The sequence below is a fragment of the Streptomyces sp. NPDC101165 genome (assembly GCF_044768135.1).
Lineage (GTDB): Bacteria > Actinomycetota > Actinomycetes > Streptomycetales > Streptomycetaceae > Streptomyces.
This window is the reverse complement of sequence record NZ_JBIWPG010000011.1, coordinates 26,023-47,247: the sequence shown is the minus strand read 5'-3', so window position 1 is coordinate 47,247 and position 21,225 is coordinate 26,023. Positions and strand designations below refer to the sequence as shown.

Below are 21,225 nucleotides of genomic sequence, written 5' to 3'. Positions count from 1 at the left end.
CTATTTCGGAACCACCGTGCTATTCACACAGGTTTTACTGCACGACGGTGATCCGGTCCGCCGCCGAAGGCGCGAGCGGCGAGCCGGCCGAGGAGTGCGCCGTCAGGTACTTCTCCAGCGCGGCCAGGTCGTCCCCGCCCACCAGGTCACCGGTGCCCTGCCCGAGGGTCGGGAAGCCGTCACCACCGCCCGCCAGGAAGCTGTTGGTGGCGACGCGGTAGGTGGCCGCCGGGTCGATCGGCGCGCCGTTCAGCCGGACGGAGTCGGTGACCACGCGGTCGGCGCCGGTCTTCGTCATGTCCAGCGTGTACGTCAGACCCGCCGACGGCTGCAGGATCTTCGGGGCCGCCGCGTTGGCCCCGCTCACCTGCTCCTTGAGCACCTGGATCAGCTGGGCACCGGTGAAGTCCTGGAGGTTCACGGTGTTGGCGAAGGGCTGGACGGTGAAGCCCTCGGCGTAGGTGACGACCCCGTCGCCCTCGGCGCCCTTGGCCCGGTAGGTCAGACCCGCCCGCACGCCGCCCGGGTTCATCAGAGCGAGGCTGGTCCTCGGGTCCAGCTCCCGGCCGTGGGCGAGCTGCGCGTCGGCGATGAGGTCGCCCATCGGGGACTCGGTGCCGGTGTTGTCGATGTCGGCCGAGATGTAGCCGATGGCGCGGTTGCCGATGGGGGCCGCCAGGGTGTTCCAGCGGGAGATCAGGTCCGTCATGTCCGGGGCCTTCGGGACGTCCCGGGTGACCACGTGGTTCGCGGACTTCACGGCCGTACGCGCGATGTCGCCGGTGAAGCGGTCGTACGTCAGCGTGGTGTCGGTGTACAGACGGCCGAAGGAGGCCGCCGAGGTGACCATGCGGGGCTTGCCCGACGGGTCGGGGACCGTGCAGACGTAGGCCTGGTGGGTGTGGCCGGTGACCAGGGCGTCGACCGCCGGGGTCACGTTCTTCGCGATGTCGACGATCGGGCCCGAGATGCCGGAGCCCGCACCCGGGGAGTCACAGTTGTAGTTGTACGCGCCCGAGGCCGGGAAGCCGCCCTCGTGGATCAGGGCCACGATCGACTGGACGCCCTGGCGCTGCAGCACCTTGGCGTACTTGTTGATCGTCTCGACCTCGTCCTTGAAGGCCAGTCCCTTGACGCCGTCCGCGGAGACGATGTTCGGGGTGCCCTCGAGCGTGACGCCGATGAACCCGATCCGTACGTCCCGCTTCTTCCAGACCCAGTACGGCTTCAGGATCGGCTTGCCGGTCTTCTCGTCCTGGACGTTCGCGGCCAGGTACGGGAAGTCCGCGCCCTCGAACTCCTCGTCGTTGTAACAGCCGTCCGTGGGGTGGCAGCCGCCGTTCTGCAGGCGGGCCAGTTCCCGCGCACCCTCGTCGAACTCGTGGTTGCCGACCGAGGTGACGTCCAGGTCCAGCTTGTTGAGCGCCTCGACGGTGGGCTCGTCGTGGAAGAGACCGGACAGCAGCGGGGAGGCGCCGACCATGTCGCCGCCGGCCGCGGTGATGGAGTACGGGTGCCCCTCACGGGCCTTGCGCAGATGCGTGGCGAGGTACTCGACGCCCCCCGCGTCGATCGTCTTCGTCGTGCCGTCCGGCTGGAGTTCGGTGACCCGGCCGGCGGAGCCCGACGGGGGTTCGAGGTTGCCGTGCAGGTCGTTGAAGGACAGGAGCTGGACGTCCTGGTAGCGGCTCGGCAGCGGGTGATGACCCTGGTCCCCGTGGGCCTGCGCGGGAAGCGCGGCGGCCAGGGCGGCGGCCGTGGCGAGAGCCGCGGTCGCGCCGAGGAAAGCGTACGTACGGCGTCTGGTGCGCCGGGGCACGGCTGGCATTGGGACCCCCCTGTGGGTCGGCTGTGGCGAGTGGCCGGTCCGGCGCAGCCTAGGGTCAACGCGCGTAGCGCGACAGGGGGTTCATGGTTACGTCCTGGTTTCCCTTTGGTGATTCCTTTAGGTGCTTCGCTGTCGGCACTTCGGCCCGCCCGCCCCGTACCCTCGTACGCATGAGCAGCGACGACGCCGTACGGCCCTTCCCCTCCCGCTCCATCGAGACCCTCTCCGCACTCGACCCCGACCGGGCCGAGGCCGTGCTCGGGCTGCTCGCCGAGGCCGCCCGCGTCGACGGGCAGCAGTCCGTTTCCGAGCAGGGGCGGTTGCAGCTGCGCGGCGGCGCCCGCCCCGGCGTATCGCATCTGCTGCTGACCGTCGGGGACGAACTCATCGGCTACGCCCAGCTGGAGGACACCGACCCGGTGGAGGCGCCGGCCGCCGAGCTGGTCGTCCACCCCGCGCATCGCGGGCACGGGCACGGGCGGGCGCTGGGCTCGGCGCTGCTCGCCGCCTCGGGCAAGCGGCTGCGGGTGTGGGCGCACGGCGGGCACTCCGCCGCCCGGCACCTCGCCCAGGTGCTCGGACTGACCCTGTTCCGTGAACTGCGCCAGATGAGGCGGTCGTTGACCGATCTGGAGCTGCCCGATCCGGTGCTGCCGCAGAGCGTGACCGTGCGTGCCTTCGAGCCCGGCAAGGACGATGCGGCCTGGCTCGCCGTCAACGCGGCCGCCTTCGCGCACCACCCGGAGCAGGGCTCGCTGACCCAGCGCGACCTGGACGACCGCAAGGCCGAACCGTGGTTCGACCCGGCCGGGTTCTTCCTCGCCGAGCGGGCCGGGGAGCTGGTCGGCTTCCACTGGACCAAGGTGCACGCCGAGGAGGGGATCGGTGAGGTGTACGTGCTCGGGGTCCGCCCGGGCGAGCAGGGCGGCGGCCTCGGCAAGGCCCTGACCACGATCGGCCTGCGCCACCTGGCCGCCCAGGGACTGCCGACGGCGATGCTGTACGTCGACGCGGACAACAAGGCGGCGGTGTCGGTGTACGAGCGGCTGGGGTTCGGCACGCACGAGACCGATCTGATGTACCGCACCGAAACGTGACATAACCCCACGCGAGGGGCGGCCGTCTTGACGGCCGCCCCTCTCTTGCACCACCCTTTCACTACTCAATTAGTGAAAGGGTGGTTCAGCGCGTGGTCGAATTCCGCATCGACCGGCACAGCGGTGTCGCCACCTACGTCCAGATCGTCCAGCAGACCAAACAGGCGCTCCGCCTGGGCCTGCTGCAGCCCGGCGACCGGCTGCCGACGGCCCGCGAGGTCGTCGAGGCCACCGCCATCAACCCCAACACCGTCCTCAAGGCCTACCGCGAGCTGGAGCGGGAGGGCCTGGTCGAGGCGCGGCGCGGGCTCGGCACCTTCGTCCGACGGTCCCTGGGCGCCGCCCCGGCCGACTCCCCCCTGCGGGCGGAGCTGGACGAGTGGGCGGCGCGGGCCGTCGAGGCGGGGCTGGACCGGGACGACGTGGCGGCTCTCTTCACCGCCGTACTCGACAAGCACTTCCAGGGAGAAGGTTCATGAGCGACACGGCTCTCGAGGCCACCGGCCTCGGCAAGCGCTTCGGGCGCAGGGGAGGCTGGGCGCTGCGCGACTTCGCGTTCCGGCTGCCCGCCGGGCGGGTGTGCGCCCTCGTCGGGCCCAACGGCGCGGGCAAGTCGACACTGCTCGCGCTCGCCGCCGGGCTGCTCCCGCCCACCGAGGGCCGGCTGACCGTGCTCGGCAGCACGCCCGCCGAGTCCCGCGCCCGGGTCGGCTTCGTCGCCCAGGACAAGCCGCTGTACCCGCAGCTCACCGTCGCCGAGACGCTGCGGATGGGCGCCGACCTCAACCCCGAGCGCTGGGACGCGGCCACCGCGGAGCAGGTCGTGGCCGCCGGCGACCTGAACCCGAAGACCCGCATACGGTCCCTGTCCGGTGGACAGCGCACCCGTGTCGCCCTCGCCCTCGCGCTCGGCAAGCGGCCCGAACTGCTGCTGCTGGACGAGCCGATGGCCGACCTCGACCCGCTGGCCCGGCACGAGCTGATGGGCACCCTGATGGCCGAGGCCGCGCAGCACGGCACCACCATTGTCATGTCCTCGCACGTGGTGGCCGAGCTGGAGGACTCCTGCGACCACCTGCTGCTGGTCGGCGGCGGCCGGATCCGGCTCGCCGGCGAGATCGACGACCTGCTCGCCGCCCATCTGAGGGTCAGCGGGGCCGCCGAGTCGACCGATCTGAGCGCGCACACCGTGGTCGAGTCCCGGGTCACCGGCCGCCAGCTGACCGCGCTGGTCCGCCCGTCCGGACCGCTCCCCGGCGACCTGCGCACCTCGACGCCCTCGCTGGAGGAACTGGTCCTCGCCCACCTGCGCAACCCCGAGGCCCCGGCGCTCGGCGCCGCACCGGCCGTCGCTCAGGAGAGTGCCGCGTGACCGCAGTGACGACACCGGCGGCCGTCCGCCGCCCGCACCTCACCCGCTGGGTCCTGCGCCTGCACCGGCCGGAGCTGCTCGTCTGGGCGGGCCTGGTCCTCCTCGGCGCCGCCCTGCTGCTGTGGCTCGGGGGGCCGCTCACCGATGCGGCGGCGAACGGCTGGCGGCAGTACAAGGCCTGCCACTGGTCCGAGAAGTGCGCCTACGACCAGGACGCGATCCTGCGCTACAAGGACGTGTACAACTACCTCACGCTCTCCCTCGCCGCGCTGCCGCTCCTGGTCGGCGCCTGGGCGGGCGCCGCCCTCACCGGCCGCGAGATGGAGTCCGGCACGGCGCAGTTGGCCTGGGCGCAGGGCGTCACCCCGGCCCGCTGGCTGGCGACCAGGCTGGCCGTGCCGGCCGCCGTGGTCACCGCGGGGACGAGCCTGCTGGTGTTCCTGCACCACCGGGCGTGGGTGGCCGCTCGCGGCCGCGTCGATACGCTCAAGAGCCAGTGGGACGTATGGACCTTCCAGACCAACGGCCCCACCACCGTCGCCCTCGCCCTGGCCGCCCTGGCCGCGGGCGCCCTCGCGGGCCTGGCCCTGCGCCGCGCCCTGCCCGCGCTGGCCACCGCCGTCGTCGCCGCCGCGGGCCTGTGGGGCCTCGCGCAGTGGCTCATGCCGCACCTGTGGCCGACCGTCACCCGCGTGACGAGCTTCGGGCACGCCTTCGGCGATTCCTCCGGCGGCCTGAGCGTCGACCAGGGCCTGGTCACGCGCACCGGCGGCCACATCCCCGAGCCCCCCTGCAACGCGGACACCTGGGCGGGCTGCCGACGGCTGTTCGAGAAGCGGGGCGCCGTCGGCTTCTACTCCACCTACCACCCCGACGCGCATCACTGGCCGCTCCAGCTGGCCACCGGCGCTTTCGTCCTGGCCCTGGCCTGCCTGCTCGCAGGGGCGGCGTTCCTCGTGCTCCGCCGCCTCACCGGCGCCCTCCGGCTCGCCGAGGGAGCCACCGCATGAGCACCGCCGTCCAGGGTCTGCCCCGCACCGTGCTGCGGCTGCACCGCACCGCCCTGCTGGTCTGGGCCGCCGTCGTCGCCGGCCTGATCGGCTGGCTGGTGTACCTGAACGAGGTCACCGCGCCCGCCACCCGCAGGGCCGAGCGGGCCTGCGCCCACGTGGACGTGTGCGTCGACTCCTTCGACAGCTTCGACTACGGCAACACGGTCGGCTGGGTCGGCACCCTCATCTGCTACACCTTCCTCGCCGTCGCCGCCTTCGCGGGCGGCGCGCTGGTCGGCCGCGAACTGGAGTCCGGCACCGCACGGCTGGCCTGGACGCAGGGCGTCACCCCGGTGCGCTGGCTGACCGCCAAGCTGGCCCTGTCGGCCGTGGCCGTCGCCGCCGGGGGACTGGCCCTGGTCCTGGTGTTCCGCTGGAGCTGGTCGGCCAACGAGGACCTGATCCCCGTCACCCACTGGTACCAGAGCGACATCATCGTGGCCCGCGGCCCGCTCACGGTGGCGTACGGCCTGTGCGCCCTCGCCGTCGGCGCGCTCGCCGCGCTGCTGCTGCGCCGCACCCTGGCCGCCCTCGGCGCCGCCTTCGCCGCGATGTGGCTGCTCAACTTCGTGCTCACCCGCTACCGCGCCGACCTGTGGCCGGCGGTCACCCGCACCTCGCCCAGCGAGCCGGACCTGGCCTACAACGTCTGGCGCGTGAACTGGGGACGCAACGCCGACGGCTATTTCGCCGTCTACCACCCCGCGTCCCACTACTGGGCACTCCAGTGGGTGGAGACCGGCATCGTCCTGACCGCGGCGGCGCTGACCACCGCCGCCGCGTACGCGGTACTGCGCCGCCGGGCGGCCTGACACCGAGGCGAGCCGAGGCTCCGTGCGCCCCTTCGGTCCCGTACGTCCCTTCCACGGGGGGAGTGACGTACGGGACCGTCGTTCTCGCGGGTACGGGAACGTCACTTTCGGGCGTACGGGATCGTCACGCGAGCACCGCGGACCCCTTCGGGCCGCCCCCCGATATCCCGCACGTCATGTCTCCGTAACCATCGATTCAGACGGTCTTGCGACGCTCAGCCAATGAACCCCGCCGTGCCAGAGCCTTCGCCGCCCCCCGAGGGGCTCGCGGGAAACGGGACCGTGAAGCTCCCTCCCGCACGTTCCGACGCGCCTGTCTCGCCCCTGGCGCGGAAGAATGGGTTCATGAGTCAGCAAGACACCCAGGCAGAGGTCCAGCACGTCCAGCCCTCCGTGGGCTCCATCGCCGCGCACCGGCCCCACACCGTGGCGGCGAACGTATCCGACCTCGAGCCCGACATCGATGCGGACCTCGACGCGTACGAGGAAGCGCAGGGTGAGGGGGCACCACTGCCACAGGGGCGTTTCCTGGACCGGGAGCGCAGCTGGCTCGCGTTCAACGAGCGCGTACTGGAGCTGGCCGAGGACCCGAACACGCCCCTGCTGGAGCGCGCCAACTTCCTGGCGATCTTCGCCAGCAACCTGGACGAGTTCTTCATGGTCCGGGTGGCCGGTCTGAAACGCCGGATCGCGACGGGCGTCGCCACCCGATCGGCCTCCGGACTGCAACCGCGCGAGGTCCTGGAGATGATCTGGGCCCGCTCCCGCGAGCTGATGGCCCGGCACGCCGCCTGTTACCACGAGGACGTCGCCCCCGCGCTCGCGGAGGAGGGCATCCACCTGGTCCGCTGGAACGAGCTGACCGAGAAGGAGCAGGCGCGCCTCTTCACGCTCTTCCGGCACCAGATCTTCCCGGTCCTGACCCCGCTGGCCGTGGACCCCGCGCACCCGTTCCCGTACATCTCCGGCCTCTCCCTGAACCTGGCCGTCGTCGTACGCAACCCGGTCAGCGGCCACAAGCACTTCGCCCGGGTGAAGGTGCCGCCGCTGCTGTCCCGCTTCCTGGAGGCCGCGCCCGGCCGGTACGTCCCGCTGGAGGACGTCATCGCCGCGCACCTGGAGGAGCTGTTCCCGGGCATGGAGGTGGTGGAGCACCACGCCTTCCGGCTGACCAGGAACGAGGACCTGGAGGTCGAGGAGGACGACGCCGAGAACCTGCTCCAGGCCCTGGAGAAGGAGCTCATGCGGCGCCGCTTCGGGCCGCCGGTGCGCCTGGAGGTCGAGGAGTCCATCGACCGCGAGGTGCTCGACCTGCTGGTGCGCGAGCTGAAGATCGGCGAGGCCGAGGTGTACCCGCTGCCGGGTCCCCTGGACCTCACCGGTCTCTTCCGCATCGCCGGCATCGACCGTCCCGAGCTGAAGTACCCGAAGTTCATCGCGGGCACCCACCGTGACCTCGCCGAGGTCGAGTCGGCGTCCGCGCCCGACATCTTCGCGGCCCTGCGCAGCCGGGACGTCCTGCTGCACCACCCGTACGACTCCTTCTCGACGTCCGTGCAGGCCTTCGTCGAGCAGGCGGCGGAGGACCCGGACGTCCTCGCGATCAAGCAGACCCTGTACCGGACCTCCGGCGACTCCCCGATAGTCAACGCGCTCATCGACGCCGCCGAGGCCGGCAAGCAGGTCCTGGTCCTGGTCGAGATCAAGGCCCGCTTCGACGAGCACGCCAACATCAAGTGGGCGAAGCGGCTGGAGGAGGCCGGCTGCCACGTCGTGTACGGCCTGGTCGGCCTGAAGACCCACTGCAAGCTGTCCCTGGTGGTCCGCCAGGAGGGCGAGACGCTGCGGCGCTACAGCCATGTCGGCACGGGCAACTACCACCCGAAGACGGCACGCCTGTACGAGGACCTCGGCCTGCTCACCGCCGACCCGCAGGTCGGCGCCGACCTGTCCGACCTCTTCAACCGCCTCTCCGGCTACTCCCGCCGCGAGACCTACCGCCGGCTGCTGGTCGCCCCCAAGTCCCTGCGGGACGGCCTGATCTCGCGGATCAACAAGGAGGTCCAGCACCACCGGGCGGGCCGTCCGGCCTTCGTCCGCATCAAGGTCAACTCGATAGTCGACGAGGCGCTCATCGACGCCTGCTACCGGGCGTCCCAGGTGGGCGTGCCGGTCGACATCTGGGTGCGCGGCATCTGCGCCGTCCGTCCGGGCGTCGCGGGTCTGTCGGAGAACGTCCGGGTCCGCTCGATCCTCGGCCGGTTCCTCGAACACTCCCGGGTGTTCGCCTTCGGCAACGGCGGCGAGCCCGAGGTGTGGATCGGCAGCGCCGACATGATGCACCGCAACCTCGACCGCCGGATAGAGGCCCTGGTCCGGGTCACCGACCCCGGCCACCGGGCAGCCCTGAACCGGCTGCTCGACACCGGCATGTCCGACGCCACCGCTTCCTGGCACCTCGGCCCCGACGGCGAGTGGACCCGGCACGCGACCGACGCGGACGGACAGCCCCTGCGCAACGTTCAGGAGATGCTCATAGACGCCCGGAGGCGCCGGCGTGGCACAGCAACACCTTGACCCGACGGACCCCACGGCCACGGAGGTGACGGGGGACGCCCTGGCGGGCTACCTGCGCGCCCAGGCCACGGAGTTCCTCCGCGCGCTGCGCCTGCACCGGGAGAACGGCGGTGCGGCCAACGGCGCGGTGGAGTCCGTCGACGCGGCCCGGGCGCTGCGCCGCTCGGCCCGCCGCATCAGCGGCAGCCTGCACACGTTCCGCCCGCTCCTCGACACGGACTGGTCGGAGGAGATGCGCCCCGAACTGGCCTGGCTGTCCGGCACATTGGGACTTGAACACGCGTACGAGTCCCGCCTGGAACGGCTGTTGCAGGCGCTGCACCGGTTGTCGGGCTCCACGACGCTGCCCGCGCAGGTGACGACGGTGGGCGTCGGCGACCCGACTGCCCCCACTCGTGCCGCCCCAGTGGCACGAGTGGGGGCAGCAGCGCCGTCCAACGCCGGTGGCCCGGCCCGCCCGACGCCCACCGTGGAACGCGGCAACCTCACCGTGGGCGCGGCCAAAGCAGGCGCCCTGCTGGAACGACAGCTGACCCTGGCCCGGACCCGCGCCCACTCCACGGCGCTCCAGGCCCTCGGATCGAGCCGCTTCCACGCCGTCGCCGACAAGGTCGCCGTACTCGCCAGCGAGGTCCCCCTCACCCCGGCCGCCGCCACCACCGGGCTGCGCCCCCTCGCGGCCGCCGCCGAGGAGCGCCTCACGGACGCCATCGCCGCGCTCCCCCTGCTCACCGCCGGCCACCCCTACAACGCGGAGGCCCTGGTCCACGGCCTGTCCCCGGACCCGTCCCCGCACCCCCAGGACGGCCCCTGGCACCAGGTCCGCCTGCTGCTGCGCCTGCACCGCTACGCCCTCGAGGTGCTGTGCGGAGGCAGCACCCCCGTGGACGTACGGCTGCTGGCCGCGGGCCAGGCCCTGAACCGGCACCGGGACGCCTCGGAGGCGGCGGCCGCGGCCGCGCAGGCGGCCCGTACGCCCCGCATCGCACCGGCGACGGCGTACGCCCTCGGCGTGCTCCACGCCGACCAGCGGCACGAGGTGGAGGCGGCCCGGTTCGCCTTCCAGCAGGCGTGGCAGAAGCAGACGGTCAACGCACCCTGAACCCTCCCGAGGAGGCGGTGTGAACGACACCTTGGTCCTGGCGGCGGGCTGCGTGCTGTGGCGCCGCTCGCCGGTGGACGGCGAGCTGGAGGTCTGTCTGGTCCACCGGCCGAAGTACGACGACTGGTCCCACCCGAAGGGCAAGCTCAAGCGGGGTGAGGACGCGCTCGCGGGTGCCCTGCGCGAGGTCGCCGAGGAGACCGGCTACACCGCCGAGCCCGGCAACGAGCTGCCGACCCTGCACTACCTGGCCAACGGCCGCCCCAAGCAGGTGCGTTACTGGGCGGCCGAGGCGGTCTCCGGGCGGTTCACCCCGAACAGCGAGGTGGACCGCATCCTGTGGCTCTCCCCCACCGCGGCCCGGGGCCGGCTGACCCAGCCCCGCGACCGCGACCTCGTGGACACCCTCGTCCGGGAGTTCGAGCACCGGTAGCGGCCGGGGCCTTCACAGGGTCGCCGAGTGGCCCGCCGCGTCCGTTCTGGCCTGGCTGCGCGCCCGGCGGGCCGGGCCGCGCCAGCCGCAGGAGCAGCGGGCGACACAGAAGCGTCCCTGCTCGGTCGTCGTCGTGAGGTGTTCCTGCCCCTGCCGGAGTCGCTCCGGCCCCTCCTGCTGCGCCACGCCGACAACGTTACCGACATCCCGGTTAAAGCGTTTGTATGCCCTTTCCCAGCCTTCGGCAGCGCGTGACGGCACTCCCTACTCGTCGTTAACCGGAACGACAGGGGGCCCGTGACGGACGTACCGGCTGGGGGTAGGCAGGCGATGGATCGGCGGCAGCAGAGGCGCGCGGGCAGGACGGTCGTCGCGGCGGGAATCATGGTCGGGCTCGGCATGGGTGCCACGGGGTGTTCCGGCAGCGGAGCCGCGGCCGAGGGCGTGAACGGCGCGGGCGGCGACCCCGTGACCGCCCTGCAGCGGGCCGCCGACACCCTGCGCGGCGCGGGCAGCTCCAAGGCCACCACGTCCATGGAGATGGCGACCGGCGGCACCCGGGTCACCATCCGCGGCAGGGGCGTCTACGACTACCGGCGCCGGCTCGGACAGCTGACCGTGATCCTGCCGGAGGACCCCGCGGGCGCCTCCGAACACCGGCCCATCACCGAACTCCTCGCCCCCGGCGCCCTGTTCATGAAGAACCGGGGTGCGGGGGTGCCCGCCGACAAGTGGGTGCGGGTGGAGACCGCGAGCCTGTCCGACGGCAACCTCGTCACGGGCGGCGTGACGGACCCGTACGCCGCCGCCGAGGTGCTGCGCGGGACGCGTACGGCGACGTACGTGGGGCGGACGGAGGTCGGCGGCACCCGGGTGCGGCACTACCGCGGGACGGCCGATCTGTCCGACGCGTCGAGGCGCGCCTCGGCCGACGACCGGGCGTCCCTGGCAGCGGCAGCGAAAGGGTTCGCCACGGCCGAGGTTCCGTTCGACGCCTATCTGGACGACGAGGGCCGCATCCGCAAGCTGCGCCAGCACTTCAGCTTCGTCAACGGCCGCGAGAAGACCGCCGTGGCGGTCGCCTCGACGACCCTGCTGTACGACTTCGGCGCCCCCGTGGACGTGCGCCTGCCGAGCCCGAAGGACATCTACGCGGGCCGCATCGCCGACAGCGGGGCCGAAAACCAGTCGGCGCACTAGCCCGGGTCGCCACCCACGGACTAGCCCGTCCGTGCCATGCGCGGTGTGTAGACCGCTCCCTACTCTAGGAAGTCGGTGACGGTTGAGAAGAGGTGATGCACGTGGCTCCGGTCGGCGGTACGGCAGTTCAGGACTACGTGGCCCTCGCCGAGATCGAGCTGTGCGGAGAACTGATCATCGCCGCCTCGGCCGCCGAGGACCGGCTGAGCCTGGAGACCATCGACGAGGTGCTGCGGGTGGCCGAGGAACGGGAGTCCGCCGAGGTCTGATCAGGACCTGCCGGCCCTGACCACGCCCTGCCGGTTCCGGTCAGGTGCGCAGGAGCCGGCCGATCGCCTTCGTGGCCTCGTCCACCTTCGCGTCGATCTCGTCGCCGCCCTTGAGGGCCGCGTCCGCGACACAGTGCCGCAGGTGCTCCTCCAGCAGCTGCAGGGCGAAGGACTGGAGGGCCTTGGTGGAGGCGGACACCTGGGTGAGTATGTCGATGCAGTAGGTGTCCTCGTCGACCATGCGCTGCAGACCGCGGATCTGCCCCTCGATCCGGCGGAGCCGCTTGAGGTGCTCGTCCTTCTGCTTGTGGTAACCGTGCGTGGCGCCGGCCTCGGTCGTCGTCATCGCGGGCCTCCATCTCGGGACGAACTGAGGAAATATACCCCTGGTGGGTATATGGTAACGAATTTTGCTGGGTAAAGGGCCCTTGGTACGCCCCCGTGCTGATCAACATGCCCGATGGGTGACACTGGGGGACGACCCGATAGCCGTGGCCGGATGTTGCGCCTAGCATCAGCCTGACCGAAACCGAAGCACCCCGAGGACCACACGTGCGCTTTCGTCTGACCCCCAGGGAGACGAGCTTCTACGACATGTTCGCCGCATCCGCGGACAACATCGTCACCGGCTCGAAACTCCTGATGGAACTGCTCGGGGCGGACGCGTCTGCCCGGGCCGAGATCGCAGAGCGTATGCGGGCCGCGGAACACGCAGGTGACGACGCCACGCACGCGATCTTCCACCAGCTGAACTCCTCGTTCATCACGCCGTTCGACCGCGAGGACATCTACTCCCTCGCCGGGTCCCTGGACGACATCATGGACTTCATGGAGGAGGCCGTCGACCTCGTCGTCCTCTACAACGTCGAAGAGCTGCCGAAGGGCGTCGAGCAGCAGATCGAGGTACTGGCGCGCGCTGCCGAACTGACGGCCGAAGCGATGCCCAACCTGCGCACGATGGACAACCTCACCGAGTACTGGATCGAGGTGAACCGTCTGGAGAACCAGGCGGACCAGATCCACCGCAAGCTGCTGGCCCACCTCTTCAACGGCAAGTACGACGCGATCGAGGTGCTCAAGCTCAAGCAGATCGTGGACGTCCTGGAAGAGGCCGCGGACGCGTTCGAGCACGTGGCGAACACGGTGGAGACCATCGCCGTCAAGGAGTCCTGAGGCGTCGATGGACACCCTCGCTCTGGTCGTGACCATCGCGGTCGCGCTCTTCTTCACGTACACGAACGGTTTCCACGACTCCGCGAACGCGATCGCGACGTCGGTGTCGACGCGGGCGCTGACCCCGCGGGCGGCGCTCGCCATGGCCGCGGTGATGAACCTCGCGGGTGCCTTCCTGGGCTCCGGGGTCGCCAAGACGGTCAGCGAGGGCCTGATCGAGACGCCCCAGGGCTCGCGCGGGATGGGGATCCTCTTCGCGGCCCTGCTCGGCGCGATCGTCTGGAACCTCGTCACCTGGTACTTCGGCCTGCCCTCCTCTTCCTCCCACGCCCTCTTCGGCGGTCTGGTGGGGGCGGCGCTGGCGGGCGGCACGGAGGTGCTCTGGAACGGCGTCCTGGACAAGGTCGTCATCCCGATGTTCCTGTCGCCGATCGTCGGTCTGCTCGTCGGCTACCTGGTCATGACGGCGATCCTGTGGCTGTTCCGCAGGTCCAACCCGCACAAGACCAAGCGTGGCTTCCGGATAGCCCAGACCGTCTCGGCGGCCGGTATGGCCCTCGGTCACGGTCTCCAGGACGCCCAGAAGACGATGGGCGTCGTGGTGATGGCACTGGTGATTTCCGGCCACGAGACGTACGGCGACCCGATCCCGGTCTGGGTGAAGATCGTCTGCGCCGTCATGCTGTCCCTCGGTACCTACGCGGGCGGCTGGCGGATCATGCGCACGCTGGGCCGCAAGATCATCGAACTCGACCCCCCGCAGGGCTTCGCAGCGGAGACCACCGGTGCGTCGATCATGTTCACCACCGCGTTCATCTTCAAGGCGCCGATCTCGACCACCCACGTGATCACGTCCGCGATCATGGGCGTCGGCGCGACGAAGCGACTGAACGCCGTCCGCTGGGGCGTGGCCAAGAACATCGTCATGGGCTGGTTCATCACGATGCCGGCAGCGGCCCTGGTGGCGGCCCTGTGCTTCGGCCTCATGAACCTGACGATCCTGTAACCCACGGACTCGCCCACCACACCCACCAGCCTCGGTCCGCCGCAAAAGCGGGACAGAGGGGGGTGGGTGTTCGTTTTCCTCGCTTCTCAGCCGACCGAGTCGGGTGGGCGGGTGGGAAACCGGGGGCCAGGGGCGAAGCCCCGGCGGGGTCGGGGGCGGAGCCCCCGGAACCAGCGGCCGAAGCCGAACGCAGTGGGCCCGCCCCCGGGAGCCAGGGGCGGGCCCTCTTGCATCCTCGCGGTGGCACCGCCATGCAGCACCGCGAGGGGACTGGGGAGGCTCAGCCGAAGCGGCCCGAGATGTAGTCCTCCGTAGCCTGGACCGAGGGGTTCGAGAAGATCCGCTCGGTGTCGTCGATCTCGATCAGACGGCCCGGCTGACCGACCGCGGCGAGGTTGAAGAACGCCGTACGGTCGGACACACGCGCAGCCTGCTGCATGTTGTGCGTCACGATGACGATCGTGAATCGTTCCTTCAGCTCACCGATCAGGTCCTCGATCGCGAGCGTCGAGATCGGGTCCAGCGCCGAGCACGGCTCGTCCATGAGCAGCACCTTCGGCTCGACCGCGATCGCACGGGCGATGCAGAGCCGCTGCTGCTGACCACCGGACAGACCGGAGCCCGGCTTGTTCAGGCGGTCCTTCACCTCGTTCCAGAGGTTCGCGCCCTTGAGGGACTTCTCGACGACCTCGTTCAGCTCGGACTTCTTGTAGCTGCCGTTCAGCCGCAGCCCCGCCGCCACGTTCTCGAAGATCGACATCGTCGGGAACGGGTTCGGGCGCTGGAAGACCATGCCGACCTCGCGGCGCACCGACACCGGGTCGACGCCGGCGCCGTACAGGTCCTCGTCGTCGAGCAGCACCTTGCCCTCGACGCGGCCACCGGGCGTGACCTCGTGCATACGGTTCAGCGTGCGCAGGAACGTCGACTTGCCACAGCCGGAGGGGCCGATGAACGCCGTCACCGAGCGGGGCTCGACGGTCATCGAGATGTCTTCGATCGCCTTGTGGGAGCCGTAGTAGGCGGTGAGTCCGCTTACGTCGATTCGCTTGGCCATGTCTACTTCACTTCCAGAAATTCAGGCTCGGTCGCTGTATGGCCGCGTCAGCGACCGGTCTTCGGGGCCTTCCAGCGGGCGATCGCCCGGGCCACCAGGTTGAGGATCATCACGAAGGCGATCAGCGTGAGCGATGCCGCCCAAGCCCTGTCGTACGCCGCTCCGGAACCCGCGCTGTTCGCGAACTGCTGGTAGATGTACAGCGGCAGCGAAGCCTGCGCACCCTCGAAGGGGTTGTTGTTGATGAACGGGTTGCCGAACACCAGCAGCAGCACCGGCGCGGTCTCACCGGCGATACGGGCGACCGCCAGCATGATGCCGGTGGTGATGCCGCCGATGGAGGTCGGCAGGACCACCTTCAGGATGGTGCGCCACTTCGGCACGCCGAGCGCCAGGGACGCCTCGCGCAGCTCGTTCGGAACGAGCTTGAGCATCTCCTCGGTGGACCGGACGACGACCGGCATCATCAGGATGGCCAGGGCCAGCGAACCGGCGAAGCCGAACGGCTGCATCTTGAAGATGAGCATCAGGCTGAGGATGAACAGACCCGCGACGATCGACGGGATACCCGTCATGACGTCGACGAAGAAGGTGACCGACTTGGCGAGCTTGCCCCGCCCGTACTCCACGAGGTAGATCGCGGTCATCACGCCGATCGGGGCGCCGATCAGGAGGGCGAGGCCGACCTGCTCCAGGCTGCCGATGATGGCGTGGTAGATGCCGCCGCCGGGTTCGGTGTCGGCGACGACGCCCATCGAGTGGGTCAGGAAGTAGACGTTCAGGACCTTCACACCGCGTGCGACGGTCACCCAGATCAGGGAGACCAGCGGCACCACGGCGACCACGAAGGCGACCCAGACCAGGCTGGTCGCGATGCGGTCCTTGGCCTGCCGGCGGCCCTCGACGCTCGCGGCGATCACGTACGTGCCGAGGACGAACAGGACCGCGGCGATCAGACCCCACTGGATCTTGCTGTCGAGACCGGCGGCCAGCGAGATGCCGATGCCCAGGGCGATGGAGCCCGCGGCGATCGCCCACGGGGACCACTTGGGCAGGTTGGCGGCGCGCAGGGTGCTGGGGCGCTTGTCGGTGACGGCTGCGGTGCTCATGCGTTGGCCCCCGAGTACTCCGCGCGCCGGGCGATGATCAGCCGGGCCGCGCCGTTGACCAGCAGCGTGATGACGAACAGGACGAGACCGGACGCGATGAGCGCGTCGCGGCCGAACTCGTTCGCCTCGCTGAACTTGCTGGCGATGTTCTGGGCGAAGGTGCCGCCGCCCGGGTTGAGCAGGCTGGCCTGGATGTCGAAGGACGGGGAGAGCACGGTGGCCACGGCCATCGTCTCGCCGAGCGCGCGGCCGAGGCCGAGCATCGACGCGGAGATCACGCCGGAGCGGCCGAAGGGCAGCACGGCCATGCGGATGACCTCCCAGCGCGTGGCGCCGAGGGCCAGGGCCGCCTCCTCGTGCATCCGCGGGACCTGGCGGAAGACCTCACGGCTCACGTTGGTGATGATCGGCAGGATCATGATCGCGAGCAGGATGCCGACCGTGAGCATCGAGCGCGGGGCGCCCTGGTCCCAGGAGAAGAGGCCGGTCCAGCCGAAGAAGTCGTTGAGCCAGCCGTAGAGGCCGTTCATGTGCGGTACGAGGATCAGCGCGCCCCACAGGCCGTACACGATGGAGGGCACGGCGGCGAGCAGGTCGATCACGTACGCGACGGGGCCGGCCATCCGGCGCGGCGCGTAGTGCGTGATGAACAGCGCGATGGCAACCGCGACCGGGACCGCGAGGGCCATGGCGATGACCGAGGAGACGATCGTGCCGAAGGCCAGCACCGCGATGCCGAAGGTCGGCGGGAGGATGTTGGTGTTCCACTCGAAGGTGGTCAGGAAGTTGCCGTGGTCCTTGCTGATCGCGAGGGAGGCACGGTAGGCGAGGAAGACCGCGATCGCGGCCATGATCGCCAGCAGCAGGATGCCAGAGCCGCGCGACAGACCGAGGAAGATCCGGTCACCGGCGCGGGTCGCGGAGCGGGACTTGCCCCTGTGCTGGCCCGCTTTCGGCTGGGGGGAGGGTGGAGATGCGTCAGTTGTCTGCGTCGATATGTCCATCGGGTTCTCCGGTCTGCGGAGCCGCGCGGTGGGCGGCTCCATGGAGCCGCTTCCCCAACGGTACGGGGTGCGACTCCGGGCGGCGGTGCACCGGACGGTGCGGCCCGGATCGATGAGAACCGGGCCGCACTCTCGGATCAGGTCAGCTCAGGCCGTCGATGGTGGTGCGGACCTTGGCGATGATCTCGTCGGGGACGGGGGCGTAGTCGATCGTGGAGAGGATCTTCTGGCCGTCCTCGCTGGCGATGTAGCGCAGGAACGCCTTGGTGGCGGGCAGGGTGTCCGCCTTGTTGCCCTTGTCACAGACGATCTCGTAGGTGACCAGGGTGATCGGGTAGGCGCCCTCGGCCTTGGTCTTGTAGTCCAGCTGGAGCGAGAGGTCCTTGCCGGTGCCGACGACCTTCGCGGCGGCGATGTCGGCGGTGGCGCTCTCGGTGCTGGGGGCGACCGGCTTGCTGGCACCCGTGTTGACGGAGACGGCCTTGATCCCGTCCTTGACGTAGGACAGCTCGAAGTAGCCGATGGCGCCGGAGGTCTGCTTGACCTGCTGGGCCACACCCGCGGACTGCGGAGCGGACTGGCCGCCCTTCGCCTGCCAGGCCTTGCCGCCGGAGTACTTCCAGTTGTCCGGGGTGGTGGCGATCAGGTACTTGGTGAAGTTGTCCGTGGTGCCGGACTCGTCCGAGCGGTGGAACGCCTGGATCTTGAGGCTGGGCAGCTTGACGCCCGGGTTGAGCTTGGCGATCGCCTTGTCGTTCCAGTTGGTGATCTTGCTGTCGAAGATCTTGGCGAGCGTCGGGGCGTCCAGGACCAGGTTGTCGACACCCGGGACGTTGTAGCCGAGCGCGATCGGGCCGCCGACCATCGGCAGGTCGATGCCCTGGCCGCCGTTGCAGATCTTCTTGGAGGCGGTGACCTCTTCGGGCTTCAGCGCCGAGTCGGAACCGGCGAAGGCCACCTGGCCCTGGGTGAACGCGGTGACACCGGCACCGGAGCCGCCACCCTTGTAGTTGATCTGCACGCCACAGGCCTGCGAGAAGTTCTTGACCCAGGCGTCGATGGCGTTCTTCTGCGCGGAGGAGCCGTCGGCGAGCAGCTGGCCCTTGGCGTTGTCGCACTTGATGGAGCCCGCGCTGGCCGAGGAGGCCGGCTTGCCGGTGCCCGTGTTGTTGCCGTTGTCGTCGGAGCCGCACGCCGTCAGGGCCAGGGCGCCGGAGACGGCGAGAGCACCGAGAGACAGGGCGCGCAGCCGGTTCTTGCGCTGAAGCATCACTTTCGGGAGTTCCTTCCAGGAGCCGCCGCAGGCAGTCGGCGGCGTGCGAAGCACTTCGTGCGTGAGCGCAGTCCTGAACCGCCCTCGCACCGGGTAAGGCCGAAATTAGGCAGATCAGATGAAGCGGCCGATGGCCGGAAGTGAACGGCGGGTGAACCCCTGCCGTCGGTGCGGTGAGGTCACGGAATGCTTACGGGGAGGGCACGCCTAGGTTCCGACAACCAGGTTAACCGGACTGGTATTCGAGACTCGTAAAACTGTCGGTTGGAACCCCTGTGCGCATGGCGTCGTCTCGTTCCAGGAGAGCCGAGGAAAGGCGACGAACACATGGAACGGCGTACGTTCATCTCGGGCGGCGCGGCCGCCCTGGCGGCGACCGCGCTCGCCGGGTGCAGTACTGGCTCGGGTACCTCCGCCAGATCCTCGGCGCACACCCTGACATCCTCCGGTACGGCGCTGAAGACCACCAGCCAGGCGGCCGCCGCGAACTGGGCGGCCCTCGCCCGCGACCTGGACGGACCCCTGGTGCGCCCCGGGGACGCGACCTGGAAGACGGCCCACCAGCTGTACAACACCCGCTTCGACGGCCTGAAGCCGGCCGCGGTCGCCTATGTCGCCCACGCCGACGACGTCCGCACGACCCTGTCGTACGCCCAGTCCCACGGGATACGCGTGTCGATACGCAACGGCGGCCACTCCTACGCCGGCTACTCCTCGGGCGACAACCGGCTGATCCTCGACGTGTCCAAGCTGAACCGCGTCCGCGTGAGCGGCGGGACGGCGGTGGTCGGCGCCGGGTCCAAGCTGATCGACGTCTACCGGGCGCTGGGCGCGAAGGGCGTGACCATACCCGCGGGCTCCTGCCCCACGGTCGGCGTCTCCGGCCTGGTCCTCGGCGGCGGCCACGGGGTCGCCTCCCGCGCCTACGGCCTGACCTGCGACAGCCTCACCCAGGCGACGGTGATCACGGCGGACGGCACCCAGGTCACCGCGAACGCCACCTCCCACTCCGACCTCTTCTGGGCGCTGCGCGGCGCGGGCAACGGCAACTTCGGGGTCGTCACCGAGTTGCAGTTCAAGACCCACGCGGCGCCGCAGGCGGTGACCGCGTACATGACGTGGTCCTGGTCCAAGGCGGCCGCGGTGATCAAGGCCTGGCAGGAGTGGGGACCGAGCCAGCCGGACGAGATCTGGTCCTCCCTCCACCTGTCGAACACCCCGGGCGGCACGCCGACGATCTCCGTGGCCTGCTTCTCCCTCGGCACCTACGGCGAACTCCAGAACGCGGTGGACCGCCTCGCACACCAGGCAGGGGCGAACGCCCGGACCGTCTCGCTGCGCCGCCGCGGCTACGAGGAGGCGATGGAGATCTACGCCGGCTGCTCCTCCTTCTCCACGGACGCCCAGTGCCACCTGCCGGGCTCCACCCCCGGCCGCTCGCCCCAGGGCAGCCTGGGCCGGGAGACCTACGCGGCCCGCTCCGACTTCTTCGACCGCTCCCTGTCCTCGGCGGGCATCCAGACCCTGCTCAGGCAGATCGGTTCCGTCCGGGGCGGCGGGGGCAGCATCGCCTTCACGGCCCTCGGCGGCGCGGTCAACCGGGTCAGCCCCACGGCGACGGCCTTCGTCCACCGCCGCTCCCGCATGCTGGCCCAGTACATAGCCTCCTGGGGCGCGGGTTCCTCCGGCAGCTCGGCCCAGGCGTGGCTCACGTCGGCCCACAACGCGATGAAGCCGTACGCCTCCGGCGCGGCGTACCAGAACTACACCGACCCGACGCTGACGAACTGGCGCAAGGCGTACTACGGCGACGCGGCGACCCGCCTCGGCAAGGTGAAGAAGCAGTACGACCCGGAGAGGTTCTTCTCCTACGCGCAGGGGTTGTAACAGGGGGTGTCGGGGATCGCGGGGACCTGCGGGCCTGCGGTCCCCCAGGGGGTTGCAGTCCCGCCGCGCTACGCAGCCAGGTCCTTCTCCTCGGACTCCACCGGTCGGCGCGCACCGGTCACCAGCGCATCTTCCTGAGCCCCGCTCGCCGACCGGCGTCGCACGATCCACCCCGCCCGCGGCGACCGCTCGACCGCCTTCATCAGCGGGGTCAGCAGAGCCATGGCCAGCGGGGAGAGGAGCAGTACGACCGCCGTGCCCAGGGCGAAGCCGCCGACCACGTCGGTCGGGTAGTGCACGCCCATGTACACCCGGCAGAAACCCTCCAGCAGGGCCAGGCCGATGCCCGCGAGGCCGAAGCGGCGGTTGGCGACGAAGAGGCCGACGCCGAGCGCCATGGTGATCGTCGCGTGGTCGCTGACGAAGGAGAAGTCGGTCTTGCCGCCGACCAGGACGTCCAGGCCCTGGTGATCGACGAAGGGGCGGGGGCGGTCGACGAAGCCGCGGATCGGTACGTTCACCAGCACCGCGATGCCGGCCGCGAGCGGCGCCCACACCAGCGCGGCGACGGAGGACGCGGCGTCCTCCTCGGTCCGGCGGCGCACCGACCACCAGCACCACAGCACGAGCAGCACCATGGCCAGAAGCAGTCCGTACTCACCCACGAACTCCATGACCCGGTCGAACCAGTGCGGCGCGTCCTTGGCCAGGCCATTGATGTCGTAGAGCAGGTCGACGTCGGGGTTCGATCCGGATTCGGCGAGTACAGCCATCGTGCTGCGGCCCCTTCGTCGTTTTCCCGGACGCACCTCGTGTGCGTCGCTCCAGCCCCCCGTGGTTCGTAGATCCGCTTCCGCTGCACTGCCGCTGACGTCCGCTCGGCTACGTCAACAGGAACGCACAGCCCCCATTGATACGTTCCACTCTCCACCGAATGATCACTCAGACGTTATCGAAGAGAGACTCATCACCGC

21 protein-coding genes are annotated in these 21,225 nt (G+C 70.3%); 13 read left to right on the top strand and 8 right to left on the bottom strand.

Annotation, left to right across the window (positions count from 1 at the left end; translation table 11 throughout):
• Positions 1–34: 34 nt before the first annotated feature.
• Positions 35–1,828, bottom strand: a complete 1,794-nt coding sequence (locus ACIRVH_RS23910; RefSeq protein ID WP_403956455.1) for a bifunctional metallophosphatase/5'-nucleotidase — start codon at positions 1,826–1,828, stop codon at positions 35–37.
• Between the two features lie 170 nt (positions 1,829–1,998).
• On the opposite strand from ACIRVH_RS23910, the gene mshD reads away from it, so the two are divergent.
• The 8 genes from mshD to ACIRVH_RS23870 all read left to right on the top strand — a co-directional run bounded on the left by mshD (position 1,999) and on the right by ACIRVH_RS23870 (position 10,273).
• Positions 1,999–2,925: a mycothiol synthase gene (gene mshD / locus ACIRVH_RS23905; RefSeq protein ID WP_403956453.1), complete on the top strand. Its 927-nt coding sequence runs from the start codon at positions 1,999–2,001 to the stop codon at positions 2,923–2,925.
• A gap of 92 nt (positions 2,926–3,017) precedes the next feature.
• On the top strand, positions 3,018–3,404 hold the full coding sequence (locus ACIRVH_RS23900) for a GntR family transcriptional regulator (protein ID WP_403956451.1): 387 nt from the start codon (positions 3,018–3,020) through the stop codon (positions 3,402–3,404).
• Positions 3,401–4,297, top strand: coding sequence for an ABC transporter ATP-binding protein (locus ACIRVH_RS23895; RefSeq protein WP_403956449.1), 897 nt, complete (start codon positions 3,401–3,403; stop codon positions 4,295–4,297). The genes ACIRVH_RS23900 and ACIRVH_RS23895 overlap by 4 nt, the downstream gene beginning before the upstream one ends.
• Positions 4,294–5,307: an ABC transporter permease gene (locus tag ACIRVH_RS23890; RefSeq protein WP_403956447.1), complete on the top strand. Its 1,014-nt coding sequence runs from the start codon at positions 4,294–4,296 to the stop codon at positions 5,305–5,307. Before ACIRVH_RS23895 ends, ACIRVH_RS23890 begins: the two co-directional genes overlap by 4 nt.
• Complete coding sequence (locus ACIRVH_RS23885; RefSeq protein WP_403956445.1) at positions 5,304–6,161, top strand: hypothetical protein; 858 nt, start codon at positions 5,304–5,306, stop codon at positions 6,159–6,161. The genes ACIRVH_RS23890 and ACIRVH_RS23885 overlap by 4 nt, the downstream gene beginning before the upstream one ends.
• A gap of 222 nt (positions 6,162–6,383) precedes the next feature.
• Positions 6,384–8,738 (top strand): RNA degradosome polyphosphate kinase, encoded by a 2,355-nt coding sequence (locus tag ACIRVH_RS23880; protein WP_403956443.1) that lies wholly within the window; start codon positions 6,384–6,386, stop codon positions 8,736–8,738.
• Positions 8,719–9,840: a CHAD domain-containing protein gene (locus ACIRVH_RS23875; RefSeq protein ID WP_403956441.1), complete on the top strand. Its 1,122-nt coding sequence runs from the start codon at positions 8,719–8,721 to the stop codon at positions 9,838–9,840. The genes ACIRVH_RS23880 and ACIRVH_RS23875 overlap by 20 nt, the downstream gene beginning before the upstream one ends.
• Positions 9,841–9,859: 19 nt before the next feature.
• Complete coding sequence (locus ACIRVH_RS23870) at positions 9,860–10,273, top strand: NUDIX hydrolase (RefSeq protein WP_403956439.1); 414 nt, start codon at positions 9,860–9,862, stop codon at positions 10,271–10,273.
• Between the two features lie 12 nt (positions 10,274–10,285).
• Here ACIRVH_RS23870 and ACIRVH_RS23865 read toward each other — a convergent pair whose 3' ends face one another.
• Positions 10,286–10,459: a hypothetical protein gene (locus tag ACIRVH_RS23865; RefSeq protein ID WP_403956437.1), complete on the bottom strand. Its 174-nt coding sequence runs from the start codon at positions 10,457–10,459 to the stop codon at positions 10,286–10,288.
• A 144-nt stretch (positions 10,460–10,603) separates the two neighbouring features.
• Between ACIRVH_RS23865 and ACIRVH_RS23860 the strand changes: the two genes are divergently transcribed.
• On the top strand, positions 10,604–11,473 hold the full coding sequence (locus tag ACIRVH_RS23860) for a hypothetical protein (protein ID WP_403956436.1): 870 nt from the start codon (positions 10,604–10,606) through the stop codon (positions 11,471–11,473).
• Positions 11,474–11,568: 95 nt separating this feature from the next.
• A complete protein-coding gene (locus ACIRVH_RS23855; protein ID WP_403956434.1) occupies positions 11,569–11,742 on the top strand; it encodes a hypothetical protein in 174 nt (57 codons plus the stop codon).
• Positions 11,743–11,782: 40 nt separating this feature from the next.
• Here ACIRVH_RS23855 and ACIRVH_RS23850 read toward each other — a convergent pair whose 3' ends face one another.
• Positions 11,783–12,088 (bottom strand): metal-sensitive transcriptional regulator, encoded by a 306-nt coding sequence (locus tag ACIRVH_RS23850; protein WP_020940900.1) that lies wholly within the window; start codon positions 12,086–12,088, stop codon positions 11,783–11,785.
• Between the two features lie 206 nt (positions 12,089–12,294).
• Here ACIRVH_RS23850 and ACIRVH_RS23845 point away from each other — a divergent pair, with 206 nt between their 5' ends.
• Both ACIRVH_RS23845 and ACIRVH_RS23840 read left to right on the top strand, forming a co-directional pair.
• Positions 12,295–12,915 (top strand): DUF47 domain-containing protein, encoded by a 621-nt coding sequence (locus tag ACIRVH_RS23845; RefSeq protein WP_094216994.1) that lies wholly within the window; start codon positions 12,295–12,297, stop codon positions 12,913–12,915.
• Between the two features lie 7 nt (positions 12,916–12,922).
• The gene (locus ACIRVH_RS23840; RefSeq protein WP_403956431.1) at positions 12,923–13,921 is read left to right on the top strand and encodes an anion permease; all 999 of its coding nucleotides are present in this window, start codon (positions 12,923–12,925) and stop codon (positions 13,919–13,921) included.
• A 280-nt stretch (positions 13,922–14,201) separates the two neighbouring features.
• Here ACIRVH_RS23840 and pstB read toward each other — a convergent pair whose 3' ends face one another.
• From pstB to pstS, 4 genes are all read right to left on the bottom strand, one after another.
• Complete coding sequence (gene pstB, locus ACIRVH_RS23835; RefSeq protein WP_403956429.1) at positions 14,202–14,978, bottom strand: phosphate ABC transporter ATP-binding protein PstB; 777 nt, start codon at positions 14,976–14,978, stop codon at positions 14,202–14,204.
• Positions 14,979–15,025: 47 nt separating this feature from the next.
• Positions 15,026–16,087 carry a phosphate ABC transporter permease PstA gene (gene pstA / locus ACIRVH_RS23830; RefSeq protein ID WP_403956428.1) on the bottom strand — a complete coding sequence of 354 codons (1,062 nt, stop codon included), beginning with the start codon at positions 16,085–16,087 and terminating at the stop codon, positions 15,026–15,028.
• Entirely contained in the window at positions 16,084–17,091 is a 1,008-nt protein-coding gene (pstC, locus tag ACIRVH_RS23825) for a phosphate ABC transporter permease subunit PstC (RefSeq protein ID WP_403956426.1), read from the bottom strand. The genes pstA and pstC overlap by 4 nt, the downstream gene beginning before the upstream one ends.
• A 142-nt stretch (positions 17,092–17,233) precedes the next feature.
• A complete protein-coding gene (gene pstS, locus ACIRVH_RS23820) occupies positions 17,234–18,364 on the bottom strand; it encodes a phosphate ABC transporter substrate-binding protein PstS (RefSeq protein WP_403956424.1) in 1,131 nt (376 codons plus the stop codon).
• Positions 18,365–18,691: 327 nt separating this feature from the next.
• On the opposite strand from pstS, the gene ACIRVH_RS23815 reads away from it, so the two are divergent.
• The gene (locus ACIRVH_RS23815; protein ID WP_403956422.1) at positions 18,692–20,251 is read left to right on the top strand and encodes an FAD-binding oxidoreductase; all 1,560 of its coding nucleotides are present in this window, start codon (positions 18,692–18,694) and stop codon (positions 20,249–20,251) included.
• Between the two features lie 68 nt (positions 20,252–20,319).
• Here ACIRVH_RS23815 and ACIRVH_RS23810 read toward each other — a convergent pair whose 3' ends face one another.
• On the bottom strand, positions 20,320–21,024 hold the full coding sequence (locus ACIRVH_RS23810; RefSeq protein ID WP_403956420.1) for a phosphatase PAP2 family protein: 705 nt from the start codon (positions 21,022–21,024) through the stop codon (positions 20,320–20,322).
• Between the last annotated feature and the right edge of the window lie 201 nt (positions 21,025–21,225).